The organism is Stenotrophomonas sp. YJH_SMC_14-1, from assembly GCF_059372275.1.
In genome coordinates this window covers 838,844-851,403 of sequence record NZ_JCAFVK010000001.1, presented here as the reverse complement: position 1 = coordinate 851,403, position 12,560 = coordinate 838,844, and the positions used below count along the sequence as shown (strand labels likewise).

Sequence of the window (12,560 nt, the reverse complement as noted above, 5' to 3'; positions counted from 1 at the left end):
GGATCTCCTCCTCATTCCCAGCAGCGATCGGCGCGACCCTTGGCAGTCTGCGCGCGCGGGCAGTCACGCGGCGTGATGCGGCCTTCGGTCAGCTCCGTGCGCTGCTTGCCGCCCTTGGCGTCGCGACGCAGCTCGAAGGCATCGTAGAGTCGCCCGGTCACCGTGCGGGCTTCATAGCGCAGGTGCTGCGGATCGATGTGCAACACCTGGAACAGCTGGGTGTCCTCGGCCACCGGATCCATCGTCCTACGTGCCTCGTCGGAGAGACGGTACTGCTTCGGCCCCGCCACGGTCACCACATACTGCGGCGTCGCGGCCTGTCCTTCACCACGGCGGCCATAGGTGTGATCGTGGCCCTGCAGCACCAGATCGACGTTGTGGCGACGTACCACCGGCAGCAGCACGTCACGCAATGCGGCGTTCTCGCGCCCTTCGCGCGGCGAATAGAACGGCTGGTGCAGCAGCACGAGCGTCCACGGCTGCGGATTGCCGGTCAGTACCTTGTCCAGCCACTGCGCCTGTGCCTTGGCCGTGCCAAGGTCGAGTGCAGACGTGCCATCGACCACGGCGACGCGCACGCCCTGCGCATCGAACCAGTAGCTGGTCTGCTGTGCGGCGGATGCCCCATTGCCCGGCAGCGCGAACGTCACCGGCCAGTGCCTGCCCAGCACGCGGCGTTCCTGCGGAGTGTCCTCGAACTCTTCGACATACTCGTGGTTGCCGATCGCCGGCGCGACCAGGGTTTCCTGCGCCAGCCAACCGGTGGCGGCAAACCATTCGCCCCACTCGCTGTCATCGGCACCATCGCCCCCACTGACCAGATCGCCAGCGAACAGGCTCAGGCGCGCCTCGGGTGCGGCCTTCTGCGCGGCGCGCACCACGCGGCTGACATGGCTCACGTTCTTGTTCTGGGTATCTCCAAAGTACAGCAGGGTCAGCGGCTGGTCGGGCGCAGCCAGCGTGCGCAGCTGGTTCCAGGCGCTCCAGCTGCCGTTGCCCTGCACGCGGTAGACGTACAGGGTATCGGGCCGCAGGCCGCTGACATCAGCGCGGTGGTGGTGCGACAGCCCGTTCTCGGTCTGCAGCGCGCGGGTCGTGGCACGCACCTGGCGGATGCCCTCGATGGCCGGTGAATCACCGGCAAGGGCAATCTCCAGCAGCGGCGCCTGCACGCTGCCGTCGGTGCGCCAGGCCACGGCGAACCCATGGCCGGGATCGACTGCCGGCGAAGCGACAATGCGGTCCGGGACCGTCGTCGCTGCGTAGTGGCGGCTGCCCGCCGGCACCTGGGTGTTCGCTTCGGCCGCCGCGAAGCACAACGACGGCACCGCCAGCAGCAGGCCCAGCGCCAACGTACGCATCAGGCAACGACCGCTCACGAACCACACTCCAGCGGCAATGCCAACTGCTTGGCGATGCTCTCCCAGTCGAACGCCACCACGCCCTGGTCGTCATGCACCGCATACAACGCGCCGTGCGGGAAGCGCGCGCTGGGCTGCTGCATCATCCAGATGCCATCGGTGTTGGCCACGGTATTGCCCTGGAACGCGCCGACCGGCTTCAGGGTGTGGCGGTCGAACAGGTGGAACACGCTGCGCTGCTTGCCCTGTTCGGTGGTGATCCACCAACCATCCTTGCCGCAGGTGCGCAGGGTTACGCCTTCGGCCTGCGCCTTGAACACATCGCGGCCGAAGGTGGTGCCGGTGAAGCGTCCGGCCAGCGTGTAGACCTTGAACTCGCTGGCGTAGCCCTCGTCCTCTTCGGCGATCAGCAGGCGATCGTTCTCGGGGTCGCCCCAGATCGACTCGACCACGCGCAGGGCACCCGCCTCAGTGGTATCACCGATGCTGGCCACAAGCTTCGCTTCGACCTTCGCGCCATCGCGGGTCACCTGGTACTGGCGCACGCGCTTGTCCAGCTCGGTCAGCGGCGGCAGGATGTCACGGCCCTGTGCATCCTCGCCGTTGTCCCAGGAGTCGGTCACGTAGACGCTGTAGCCATCGGCACGGCGGTCGACCCACAGCCCGTACGGCTTGCGCAGGTCGTCCGCAGCGAAGGTCGCCAGTGGAGTGAAGTCCGGCAGGCTCAGTACCTGCACGCGGTGATTGTCGCGCTCCACGATCCACAGCAGATCGTCGGTCACCGCGATGCCGTTTGGGCGATCGAACTGCCCTGGCGCGGTGCCGCTGCTGCCTACGTCGCGCAGGTGCTGGCCGCTGCTGCCGTCGTAGACCACCAGCTTGTCGGTGGCCTTGGCAGTGGCGATCAGCCACAGCTTTCCGTCAGGTGCACGCCAGGCGGCAGGCGAATCGATGTTGTCAGCCGGCGTCATCGGTGATAGGAATGCCTCGGCGATGGTGGTCACCGCACGCTCGTTCGTGGCCTTCGCTCCGGGCTTGGCCACGGCCGGATCATTGCCGTTGGCCGGCGTGCAGCCGGCCACCAGCGTCACGGCCAGCAGGGTGATGCGAGGCCCGCTCACAGTGCCACCTTCAGGCCGAGGGCGTAGGTGCGGCCATATTCTTCCATCTGCAGGGTGCGCGAGCGCGTGCCCTGGTACAGTTCCAGCGGCTTGTCCAGCAGGTTCTGTGCTTCGAAATACATGCTCACGCGCGGAGTGAACCTGTAGTCAAGCGAGAAGTCGAGCTGGGTGTTCGGCGCTACGTAGATGTCGAAGGCACGGCCGGCACCAAGGGTATCCAGGTACTCGCTGCGGTGTACGGCTGCCACGCGGGTGCTCAGGCCGTACTTCTCGTAACCGATGTGCGCGCTGTACACGTTCTTCGAGGCGCGCGGCAGGGTGAAGTCCTCACCGGCGCGCTTGGCCAGGCCCGGGTCGAAATCAGTGTCCAGCCAGGTGCCGCTGGCACCCACCAGCAGGCCATCCCAGCCAGCCGGGAGGAACGACAGCTGCTGCTGCCAGTTGAACTCGGCGCCACGCACCTTGGCCTTGTCGCCATTGACCGAGGTCACCACCGGCAGGCCGTCGTAGATGCCGTCGGCGCCGGCCTGGCGGACCTGCACGATGTAGCCGTCGATCGACTTGTGGAACACGCCCAGCGAGAGGATGCCGCTGTCGCCGATGTACTTCTCCACCGACAGGTCGATGTTGGTCGACTCGTACGGATCCAGCTCCGGGTTGCCCAGGCGCACTTCATTGTCGTTGCGAGCCAGGCCGATGCGCGGCGAGGCATCGCCGAAGCCCGGGCGCGCCACCGTCTTGTTGGCAGCGAAGCGGAACACCCAGTCGTCGCTGGCGTCGTAACGCAGGTGCAGGCCCGGCAGTACGTTGTTGTAGCTCTTGCTGGCGGTAACACGGGTCGCGGTGTAGGAGCGCCCGTCCTTGGCCACGTCCACGCGATTGCCGGTGGCGCTGAAGCGGGTGTTCTCCACACGCACGCCGCCGATCACGCGCAGCGCACCGATGTCCCAGGTGCCCATCGCATAGCTGGCGAACACGTCTTCGCGCGCGGTGTAGTCGCCTTCCAGAGACGTCGCGGCGTTGCCACCGACATCCTGCGGACGCGCGCTGTATTCGCCACCGCGCTGCGACCAGTAGCTGCGCATCGCCGACGAGTCCATGCCCTGCCCCATCGGGCCGTGGCGATGTTCCGGCGAGCCGGTCGTCCAGTCACTGAGCTTGATCGCCGGACCCACGCGCAGCGACGCCTCATCGACATTCACGTCACGGTCGCGCCAGCGCCCGAGCAGGCCGAACTTGTAGCTGCTGTTGTCGCCGTCGAAGCGGATATTGACCTGCGCGCTGCGCTCCTCGTCGTCCACCTTCTTCGGCTTGGCCACCACACGGTCGAACTTGTAGTTGGCGTTGTCCAGCCACTGGTCGTTGTCGAAGGTGTAGGTGGGCAGGCGGCTGCGCTGGTCCAACGTGCCATTGAAGGCCTTGCCGTTGAGCTTGAAGCGCGACTCGATCTCGTCGTCCACGCGTTCTTCGGTACGGGTATAGCCGATCTTGTAGTCCAGTAGCGCGTCGGTCAGCTTGTTCTCGCCACCCAGGCTGGCGGCGAAGGTGTTCTCTTCCTTGGTCCGGTAGCGCATGCGCTTGTCGATCGAATCCTTCGGCATGCCGGCAAGTCGATACTGGTCGGTGCCGGTGGCGATCATGTCGGCGCTGTTGAAGTTGAAGATCACGCGCTGGCGGGTTTCGGCATCGTCGAACTGGCTGTACAGCGTGCGCAGGTAGTAACGGCTGTCCTCGTTCGGGCGCCAGTCGAAATTGAGGTTGGCGCCGATGCGCTTGCGCTCGATCTCGTACTTGCGGTTCTGCAGGTTCAGCGCGGTGATTTCGCCCGGGCGGGTGGTGGTCGGATCCTTGTTCCCGCTGACATCACCGTACTCCACTTCGCTGTTGTCCGATTCGAACGTCCGCTTCTGGTAGTTCACGCCGGCGGCGATGCCGAAGGTGTCGTTGAACACTTCACTGTAGTTGAAGGCGGCCTTCGGGCTGGTCTCGCCCGAAAGCTGCTGGTGGCTGCCTTCGATCTTGCCACGCAGGCTGCGGCCCTCGCGGTCGAACGCCGAGGCGGTCTCGACCAGGATCGCGCCGCCAATGGCGTCGCCCGGCATGTCCGGGGTCGGCGATTTGACCACGCGTAGGCGCTCGGTCGAATCGGACGGGATCACGTCCATCGGTGCGGCGCGGCTGGAGTTGTCCGGTGTGCCGATGGCGATGCCGTCGACGCTGACGCTGTTGAGGTTGGCATCCAGTCCGCGCACGACCACGTAGCGGCCCTCGCCCTGGTCGCGCGTCACGCTGATGCCCGGCAGGCGTTGCAGCGACTCGGCCACGTTCTTGTCCGGGTACTGGCCCAGCGCGTCGGACGACACCGCATCCTCGATGGCGTTGCTGCTGCGCTTGAGGTCCACCGCGCGGATCTGCGATTCAAGCTGGGCGCGCACTTCAATGCGGTCCAGGTCGACCGCATCGGCGGCCACTGCACCGGTGGCGGCGACCGCCTGCTGCCCGGCGGCCTGCAGTGGTGCAGCAGCCCCCATCGCCAGGGTCAGGGTGATGGCAACGGCCAACGGAGTCTTGATATGCACTGGGAATCCCCATTCCTGTTAAGAATGGGTCTGCACGGTATGTCCGCAAGGTTGCATGGCAATGACATGCATCTGCACATTTCATGCAGGCCGTCTCCGGCCCCGGTTTGGGGTTGGGCGCCCAATCCGGCAAAATGGCGTCCTCTCTCCTTATCCCCCTTCCCGACCATGAAGATCGTCGAAGTGCGCCACCCGCTGGTGCAGCACAAGATCGGCCTGATGCGCAACGCTGCGCTCAGCACCAAGGATTTCCGCGAACTGGCCAACGAGCTCGGCACGCTGCTGGCCTACGAGGCCACCGCCGACCTGGACACCGAGCCGCACACCCTGCCCGGCTGGGCCGGCCCGGTCACCGTGCAGCGCATCGCCGGTGCCAAGATCACCGTGGTGCCGATCCTGCGCGCCGGCCTGGGCATGCTCAGCGGCGTGCTGTCGCTGATCCCGGCGGCACGCGTCAGCGTGGTCGGCCTGCAGCGCGATGAGGAAACCCTGCAGCCGGTGCCCTACTTCGAGCGCCTGACCGGCCGCCTGGAAGAGCGCGACGCGCTGATCCTGGACCCGATGCTGGCCACCGGCGGCACCCTGATCGCCACCATCGACATGCTCAAGCGTGCCGGCGCCCGCCGCATCAAGGGCATCTTCCTGGTGGCCGCGCCGGAAGGCATCGAAGCAGTCAAGGCCGTGCATCCGGACGTGGAAATCTACACCGCGGCCATCGATGCCCAGCTCAACGACAAGGGCTACATCCTGCCCGGCCTGGGCGATGCCGGTGACCGCATCTTCGGTACCCGCGTCGGTTGATCCGGTGAACCGGGGTCAGATCCCTTTCGCAGAAAGGGCTCTGACCCCACCCCGGATGCCGGCCTACAGGCCGGCCGCGAACGCTTCCAGCTGGCCGATGACGGTGTTCCAGCCGTCGAAGAAGCCCATCTGCTCATGCTGGTCGCGCAGGGCCTTGTCCGGGTGCATCACCTGCGCGGTGTAACGACAGCCCTGGCCCTCATCCTCCATCGAGATGATGGCGGTGAAGCCCAGCCACGGTGACTGCGGCCGCCAGCCCGGGCCCAGCATCGAGGTGAACACCAGACGCTGCTGCGGCACGATCTCCAGAAAGCTGCCCGGGTTGTCACTGCTGCCGCCGTCGGGGCCCTGCATGAAGGTGTGGAAGGCGCCGCCCGGGCGCAGGTCGAAGGCACGCACTTCGGTGGACCACGGCTTCGGGCACCACCACTGGCGCAGCAGCTCCGGGTCGGTCCACGCCCGCCACAGGGCGGCGCGCGGTGCGTTCAGTACGCGACTGATGACCAGATCGGTCTCGGGGTTGTTACCTGCGTCTACGGCCATGGGCCTGCTCCTGTCGGTGAAGGGTTTCGACAAACTCGACCATGCGGTCGGCGCGCGCTGCCCACACGACGCGCTGCGCGGCCAGCCATTGCTCGGCCTGGCCCAACCGTTCCGGCACCAGTTCGCAGGTGCGTACACGCCCCTGCTTGCGACTGCGCACCACGCCACTGCGCTCCAGCACGGCCAGATGCTTCATCAGCGAGGGCAAGGCCATCTCAAAAGGCTCGGCCAAGGTCGACACCGTGCGCGGCCCCTGCCCCAGCGCCGCCACGATCGCGCATCGGGTGGGGTCGGCCAGTGCCTGGAACACGTCTTGAATGGCGGGATCATACTTACCCATATGGCTAAGTAATACGCCGACCTGAATGCCCCTGCAAGCGGTCGCTGCCGAGGCACGATTCTTCACGTGGCCTTGCTGCCTGCAGGCCAATGCTCCGCGCACCCGCCACCGCTTGGAGTGCTCTCGATGAAAGCTTCTTTCCTGCTGGCCGCTGTCCTGCTGGTCGGCCTGCCCCTGGCTGCCAATGCCACCACGCCGCAGCAGCAGCGCATGGCCGACTGCTCGGCCAAGAACAAGGGCTTGAAGGGTGACGCCTACAAGACCGCGCAGAGTTCCTGCCTCAGTGGCCACGCTGCCGAAGCCAAGCCGGCCAACGCGCAACAGGAACGCATGCGCAAGTGCAACGCTGACGCGGGTGCCAGGAAGCTGGCCGGTGACGCGCGCAAGACCTTCATGAGCAGCTGCCTGAAGGCGTCGTAGCATCGCTCGTCCAGTTCAATCGAATGGGGGCAGAGCCCGTTGCGCAGCAACGGGATCCGACCCCGACAAATCGCAGCCATCTGTCAGAGGCGGGGCGGTGTCGGATTGCGGTGTGTCCGCAATCCGACACCGCCCCGCCACCCCACGGATAGCCCGCTTTTGACGTTGACGTTGCCGTCGTGCAGGTGCAGGGCTGCAAGCCCTGCCGACAACACCCCTCACCCCAGCGCGCGCGCCTTCAGTTCACCCTGCTCGTGCAGGGTCACGAAACGCCCCTTGTCATCGCGACCCAGCTGCGCCAGCGCCACCTGCGGGTCGTGGGTGAAAAACAGATGCACGTTGCGCGCCAGCTTGTCCTCAAGGAACTGCCGCTTCTCGTCGATCAGGAGCTCGGCATTGCGGTCGTAGCCCATGGTGATCGGCACGTGTACCCATGAGCGCCCCGGGATCAGGTCGGCACAGAACACCACCCCGCCGTGCGCATCTTCGCCGGCGTGCGCGTGGCCGACGATCTCGGCCAGCATCAACCCCGGCGTGTGGCCATCGCTGTAGCTGAAGCGAACGCTGCGACCCAGAACCTTCGAATACTCGCCGTCCACCACTTCCAGGCGACCGCTGGCCTGCAGCAGGCCAGGCAGCTCCGGAATGAAGCTGGCACGGTCGCGCGGATGCGGCTGCATGGCGCGCTGCCAATGCTGCGCACCGACCACATAGGTCGCATTGGGGAACAGCAGTTCCGGCTCACGCCCTTCGCTCCATGCCGCCAGCAGGCCACCGGCATGATCGAAATGCAGGTGGCTGAGCACGACGACATCAATGTCCTCGTGCTCGAAACCTGCTTCGCGCAACGAATCGATCAGTACGTGCTGGCTTTCCTGCACGCCATAGCGCTCACGCATGCGCGGATCGAAGAACGCCCCGATACCGGTTTCAAACAGCACGGTCTTGCCTTCCAGCGGGCTGGCAAGCAGCGCACGGCAGGCCAGCTCGATGCGATTGAGCTCGTCCGGTGCCGCCCATTTTTCCCACAACGCGCGCGGCGCGTTGCCGAACATCGCGCCGCCGTCGAGGCGCTGCGAGTTTCCACGAATAGACCAGAGTTTCATGTGTCGATTATCGGCGCCGGCTCGTTAAATAATCGCTAGAAAGGAAACAGAAAACCCCGCCGTCAAGGGCGGGGTTTCGGTAAACAGCCAGATTGGCGGCCAGCGGCCGGCACGACCGGATCAGCGTGCCGGCACGACCAGGGCGCTGCCCACCGGGTTGCGCGGGTCGCTGCCGCCAAACAGCTTGTTGGCCTTCCGGTCCCATTCCACGGTCTGCAGGTTGCCCCACACGTGGCTGGACCCGCGGCCCCCGGCGGCCACATTGCCCGGCAGGTCGATCTTGTGACCCATCGCCTGCAGCTGCTTCACCGTGGCCGCGTCGAATGCATCGTCCTCGGCTTCGATCAGGTCCGGCAACCACTGGTGGTGGTAGCGCGGCAGCGCGGCAACCTGCTGCGCGTCCAGGCCGGCGTCGTAGCCGAGGATGCCCAGCAGCACCATGGTGATGATGCGGCTGCCACCCGGGGTGCCCAGCACCACCACCTTGTCGGCGTTCTCCATGAAGGTCGGGGTCATCGAGCTGAGCATGCGCTTGCCCGCCTTCGGCGCATTGGCCTCGTAGCCCATCACGCCGAACGCGTTGGGCGTGCCCGGCTTCAGCGCGAAGTCGTCCATCTCGTTGTTCAGCAGCACGCCGGTGCCCTTCGGAATCAGCCCCGAGCCGTACAGCAGGTTGACGGTCTGGGTCGCGCCGACCCGGTTGCCGTCACGGTCGATGATCGAGAAGTGCGTGGTCTCGTCATCTTCCAGCGGCGTCGGGTTGCCCGACAGCAGGTCGCTGGGCGTGGCCTTCTCCGGATGGATGGTCGCCCGCAGGCCCTGTGCGTAGTCCTTGCTGGTCAGCACTTTCTGCGGGATCTGCACGAAGTCCGGATCGCCGAGGAAGAAGGTGCGGTCGCGGTAGGCACGGCGCATCGACTCCACCACCAGGTGGGTGCGGTGCGCCGGGTCCATCTTGTTGATGTCCCAGCCTTCCAGGATCTGCAGCATGCTGGCCAGCGCGATGCCACCGGACGACGGCGGCGGAGCGGTGGTGATCTTCCAGCCGTTGTAGTTGAACACGATCGGTTCGCGCTGCTTCACGCGATAGCCGGCCAGCTCTTCAGCGGTCCACTGGCCGCCGGCCTGCTTCACGCCGGCCAGCAACAGCTTTCCGGTCTGGCCCTTGTAGAAGCCATCGAAGCCACCTGCGGCCAAGCGCTCCAGCGTCTGTGCCAGCTCCGGCTGCTTGAACAGGTCACCGCTGGTGATCGGCTTGCCGTTGCGCAGGTAGACCTCACGGGTGCCGGGATAGCGCTCCATCACCTCACGGCGAGAGGCATAGCCCTTGGCCATGCGGTCGTAGACCGGGAAGCCTTCGCGCGCGATGCGGATCGCCGGCTGCAGCGATGCAGACAGCGGCAGCTTGCCGTGCCTGGCCGACAGCTCGACCAGCGCCGCAGGCAGGCCCGGAATACCGGCCGACCACGCACCGTTGACCGAGCGGTCACGGTCGAGGTTGCCCTGCTTGTCGAGGAAGGCCTGCGGCGTTGCCGCGGCCGGCGCGGTCTCGCGCGCGTCCAGCATCACGTCCTTGCCGGTGGCCGCGTCGTGCAGCAGGAAGAAGCCACCGCCGCCCAGCCCGGAACTGATCGGCTCGACCACCGCCAGCGTGGACGATACCGCCACCGCGGCGTCGAAGGCGTTGCCGCCCTGCGCCAGGATGTCGATGCCGGCCTGGGTGGCCAGCGCGTGGCCGCTGGCAATGGCCGCGCCGTCGGGGCGCTCGGCACGGGCCGGGCTGTCGGCCCAGGCAATCGGGCTCAGCAGCAGGCCGAGCAGCAATAGAGGGCGGACGATCAGCGTCTTCATTCGGATGGGGACTCCGCGTAGAGTTCGGGGTGATCGTGCTGCAGCTGGCGCAGCTTGGCCAGCAGCTGGTCTTCCGTTTCCACGATCTCCGGGTCCGGATCGATGCACTCGACCGGGCAGACGACCACGCACTGTGGCTCGTCGAAATGACCCACGCATTCGGTGCAGCGCGCAGGGTCGATCACGTAGATGGTTTCACCCATCGCAATGGCCTGGTTCGGGCAGGCCGGCTCGCAGACGTCGCAGTTGACGCAGAGCTCGTTGATTTTCAGCGACACGGCGATACTCCTCGCCCGCGCCTTGGGACAAAGGACCGGCCAGCGCGGGCGCGCGGGCCGGTCAGGTCATCAGCGGCGCCCTTGCAGGACGCCGCCCGGGCCATGCCGGAGCATGGCCGCCATGGCTCGGTCTTACTTGGCTTCGACGAAAATGTACTCGGCACCGGTCGGCTGGATCGCAGCCTGAACGCGGGCGTTGTCGGCCGACTGGCCGATGAAGACGACGCGCACGCCCTTCATCGAATCCGGCGACACGTCCTTGAACACGGCCTGGATCATGTCAGCCATTTTGCCCGAGGCCGACGAACCGAAGGCCAGCATGTTGCCCGGCTGCACGCCACGGGCCACGGCCTGGGTCGCGCTCTCGGTCTGGCGCTCGTACTTGGCCTGGAAGTCCGGGTCCGATTCCGGGGAGAGGTAGTACAGGAACGGGCTGTTGGTGATGTTGCCCATGTTCTGGATGGCCACTTCCTGCAGGTACTTCTTCCAGCCCGCATCGTCGTCCTTGGCCGGGGCGACCAGGGCCTGCTTGGCCTCGTCGACCGGAGCGGCCTCTTCCTTCTTGCAGGCGGTGAAGGCCAGGGCCAACGAAGCGATCAGCATCGCGCGCATGGTGGTGTTCATGGGTTTCCTCCCGGAATGGTGCGTGGTGTTGTGCGTAATGGGGTGCGGGTACAGCAGGACTTACGACTGTGCCGCCTTCGCTTCGCGGACCTTGCGCAGGGCTTCGAGCACCGCGGCCGGCACGAAACCGGACACGTCGCCGCCCAGGCGCGCGATCTCGCGGACCAGCGAGGACGAAATGAAGCTGTGCTGCTCGGCCGGGGTCAGGAACAGGGTCTCGACCTCGGGGATCAGGTGACGGTTCATGCTGGCCATCTGGAACTCGTACTCGAAATCGGACACCGCGCGCAGGCCACGCAGCAGCACCCCGCCCTGGACCGAACGGACGAAATGGGCCAGCAGGGTGTCGAAGCCGATGACCTCGACGTTGCCATGGTGGCCCAGTGCGCCACGCGCCAGCTGCACGCGCTGCTCCAGCGGTAGCGCCGGGCCCTTGGACGGGCTCTGCGCCACGCCCACCACGACCTTTTCAAACAGCGGCGCGGCCCGGCTGACCAGGTCGATATGACCGTTGGTGATCGGGTCGAACGTGCCGGGATAGACGGCAATGCGGCGGTTGGCCACGGTCATGGGCGGATGCAGATGTTCAGATGAGGTCAAAGTGTAGCAGTGGCGCGGCGGTACAGGGCAAAGCGCACCTCGCGGGTGCCGCCCTCGCGGTGCAGCAGCCAGTCCGGCGGCAGCACCGGCACGTGGCCGGCCGGCGATTCCAGGTACAGCCAGGCATCGGCGGCCAGGTGCCGAGGCAGCTGCGCCAGCACGTCCTGCCACAGGCCATCGGCGAACGGCGGGTCGATGAAGACCAGATCGGCCTGCTGCGCGGGCGCGCCCTGCAGCCAGCGCAGGGCATCGGCCTGCACCACGGTGATCTGATCGGCGGCCTGCAGCTTGGCCACGGCCGCGGTCAGGTTGCGTCCCAGCTGCGCGTCGCGCTCGACCAGGGTGGCGTGGGCGGCACCACGCGAGACCGCCTCCAGGCCCAGCGCGCCACTGCCGGCGAACAGGTCCAGCACCCGCGCGCCGCCCAGTCTGGGCATCAACCAGTTGAAAAGGGTCTCGCGCACGCGGTCACTGCTGGGCCGCAGCCCCGGCAGGGTCGGCACCGGCAGGCGGGTATTGCGCCAGCGACCGCCGATGATGCGGACCTGGCCGTCATTGCCCCCACGGCCGCTCACAGGCGCCCCCGGCGGGGTTCATTCGAGAATTTCAGCATGAGCGGGATTGTAGTTCGGCCGGGCTTTGCCCGGCACCCGTCGAAGCCACGGCAACGGCCGAAGCAACGGCAAAAGCCGGATATCCGTGGGTTGGCGGGGTGGGTCCGGTCGAGGGGGACGCTGCAAGTACGTCCATGTAAGCTCGGTCGCCGCATCCATGCGGCTCACGCCCCCTCAACCGGACCCACCCCGCCTTCGACAGTTTCCTGCGATCTGCCGGAAGGTCTCTTGGGGTCAGATCCGTTTTCCTGCGGAAAACGGATCTGACCCCAGTTTTATTTCGATATCTGACAGAGGTGTCGACCAAGGTCGACACCTGCCA

Annotated in this window: 13 protein-coding genes; 2 read left to right on the top strand and 11 right to left on the bottom strand. The window is 66.5% G+C overall.

What is annotated here, in order from left to right; all coding sequences use genetic code 11:
- Nucleotides 1–11 precede the first annotated feature (11 nt).
- Genes AC5P9P_RS04210 through AC5P9P_RS04200 form a run of 3 tightly spaced genes read right to left on the bottom strand, consistent with a single transcriptional unit; the run spans nt 12 to nt 5,013 of the window.
- Entirely contained in the window at nt 12–1,361 is a 1,350-nt protein-coding gene (locus AC5P9P_RS04210) for a purple acid phosphatase family protein (RefSeq protein WP_217482223.1), read from the bottom strand.
- A 14-nt stretch (nt 1,362–1,375) separates the two neighbouring features.
- Nucleotides 1,376–2,482 (bottom strand): phytase, encoded by a 1,107-nt coding sequence (locus AC5P9P_RS04205; RefSeq protein ID WP_049432128.1) that lies wholly within the window; start codon nt 2,480–2,482, stop codon nt 1,376–1,378.
- Nucleotides 2,479–5,013: a TonB-dependent receptor gene (locus AC5P9P_RS04200; protein ID WP_221233469.1), complete on the bottom strand. Its 2,535-nt coding sequence runs from the start codon at nt 5,011–5,013 to the stop codon at nt 2,479–2,481. The genes AC5P9P_RS04205 and AC5P9P_RS04200 overlap by 4 nt, the downstream gene beginning before the upstream one ends.
- 216 nt (nt 5,014–5,229) lie before the next feature.
- Between AC5P9P_RS04200 and upp the strand changes: the two genes are divergently transcribed.
- On the top strand, nt 5,230–5,862 hold the full coding sequence (upp, locus tag AC5P9P_RS04195) for a uracil phosphoribosyltransferase (protein WP_005409099.1): 633 nt from the start codon (nt 5,230–5,232) through the stop codon (nt 5,860–5,862).
- A gap of 63 nt (nt 5,863–5,925) precedes the next feature.
- Here the strand turns inward: upp and AC5P9P_RS04190 are convergent, their stop codons facing one another.
- Together AC5P9P_RS04190 and AC5P9P_RS04185 are read right to left on the bottom strand one after the other, a co-directional pair.
- Entirely contained in the window at nt 5,926–6,405 is a 480-nt protein-coding gene (locus tag AC5P9P_RS04190; protein ID WP_024956419.1) for an SRPBCC family protein, read from the bottom strand.
- A complete protein-coding gene (locus AC5P9P_RS04185; protein ID WP_239501138.1) occupies nt 6,386–6,811 on the bottom strand; it encodes an ArsR/SmtB family transcription factor in 426 nt (141 codons plus the stop codon). Before AC5P9P_RS04185 ends, AC5P9P_RS04190 begins: the two co-directional genes overlap by 20 nt.
- Before the next feature lie 60 nt (nt 6,812–6,871).
- On the opposite strand from AC5P9P_RS04185, the gene AC5P9P_RS04180 reads away from it, so the two are divergent.
- Nucleotides 6,872–7,165 (top strand): PsiF family protein, encoded by a 294-nt coding sequence (locus tag AC5P9P_RS04180; protein ID WP_033833083.1) that lies wholly within the window; start codon nt 6,872–6,874, stop codon nt 7,163–7,165.
- Nucleotides 7,166–7,383: 218 nt separating this feature from the next.
- On the opposite strand, the gene AC5P9P_RS04175 is transcribed toward AC5P9P_RS04180, so the two are convergent.
- The 6 genes from AC5P9P_RS04175 to rsmD form a co-directional block, all read right to left on the bottom strand.
- Nucleotides 7,384–8,271 carry an MBL fold metallo-hydrolase gene (locus AC5P9P_RS04175; RefSeq protein WP_005412984.1) on the bottom strand — a complete coding sequence of 296 codons (888 nt, stop codon included), beginning with the start codon at nt 8,269–8,271 and terminating at the stop codon, nt 7,384–7,386.
- Between the two features lie 120 nt (nt 8,272–8,391).
- Nucleotides 8,392–10,122, bottom strand: a complete 1,731-nt coding sequence (gene ggt / locus AC5P9P_RS04170; RefSeq protein WP_049395944.1) for a gamma-glutamyltransferase — start codon at nt 10,120–10,122, stop codon at nt 8,392–8,394.
- On the bottom strand, nt 10,119–10,400 hold the full coding sequence (locus AC5P9P_RS04165; protein ID WP_049404607.1) for a YfhL family 4Fe-4S dicluster ferredoxin: 282 nt from the start codon (nt 10,398–10,400) through the stop codon (nt 10,119–10,121). The genes ggt and AC5P9P_RS04165 overlap by 4 nt, the downstream gene beginning before the upstream one ends.
- A gap of 132 nt (nt 10,401–10,532) precedes the next feature.
- The gene (locus AC5P9P_RS04160) at nt 10,533–11,024 is read right to left on the bottom strand and encodes a hypothetical protein (protein ID WP_005409092.1); all 492 of its coding nucleotides are present in this window, start codon (nt 11,022–11,024) and stop codon (nt 10,533–10,535) included.
- A gap of 60 nt (nt 11,025–11,084) precedes the next feature.
- Nucleotides 11,085–11,594 carry a pantetheine-phosphate adenylyltransferase gene (gene coaD, locus AC5P9P_RS04155; protein WP_005409091.1) on the bottom strand — a complete coding sequence of 170 codons (510 nt, stop codon included), beginning with the start codon at nt 11,592–11,594 and terminating at the stop codon, nt 11,085–11,087.
- A 26-nt stretch (nt 11,595–11,620) separates the two neighbouring features.
- Nucleotides 11,621–12,199, bottom strand: a complete 579-nt coding sequence (gene rsmD, locus AC5P9P_RS04150) for a 16S rRNA (guanine(966)-N(2))-methyltransferase RsmD (protein ID WP_049461091.1) — start codon at nt 12,197–12,199, stop codon at nt 11,621–11,623.
- Nucleotides 12,200–12,560 lie beyond the last annotated feature (361 nt).

What these genes read in the sequence shown, in the direction of transcription:
- upp (WP_005409099.1), top strand. Translation starts at nt 5,230, where the DNA reads ATGAAGATCGTCGAAGTGCGCCACCCGCTGGTGCAGCACAAGATCGGC.
- AC5P9P_RS04160 (WP_005409092.1), bottom strand. Translation starts at nt 11,024, where the DNA reads ATGAACACCACCATGCGCGCGATGCTGATCGCTTCGTTGGCCCTGGCC.
- AC5P9P_RS04190 (WP_024956419.1), bottom strand. Translation starts at nt 6,405, where the DNA reads ATGGCCGTAGACGCAGGTAACAACCCCGAGACCGATCTGGTCATCAGT.
- AC5P9P_RS04210 (WP_217482223.1), bottom strand. Translation starts at nt 1,361, where the DNA reads ATGCGTACGTTGGCGCTGGGCCTGCTGCTGGCGGTGCCGTCGTTGTGC.
- ggt (WP_049395944.1), bottom strand. Translation starts at nt 10,122, where the DNA reads ATGAAGACGCTGATCGTCCGCCCTCTATTGCTGCTCGGCCTGCTGCTG.
- AC5P9P_RS04180 (WP_033833083.1), top strand. Translation starts at nt 6,872, where the DNA reads ATGAAAGCTTCTTTCCTGCTGGCCGCTGTCCTGCTGGTCGGCCTGCCC.
- coaD (WP_005409091.1), bottom strand. Translation starts at nt 11,594, where the DNA reads ATGACCGTGGCCAACCGCCGCATTGCCGTCTATCCCGGCACGTTCGAC.
- AC5P9P_RS04200 (WP_221233469.1), bottom strand. Translation starts at nt 5,013, where the DNA reads ATGGGGGCTGCTGCACCACTGCAGGCCGCCGGGCAGCAGGCGGTCGCC.
- AC5P9P_RS04175 (WP_005412984.1), bottom strand. Translation starts at nt 8,271, where the DNA reads ATGAAACTCTGGTCTATTCGTGGAAACTCGCAGCGCCTCGACGGCGGC.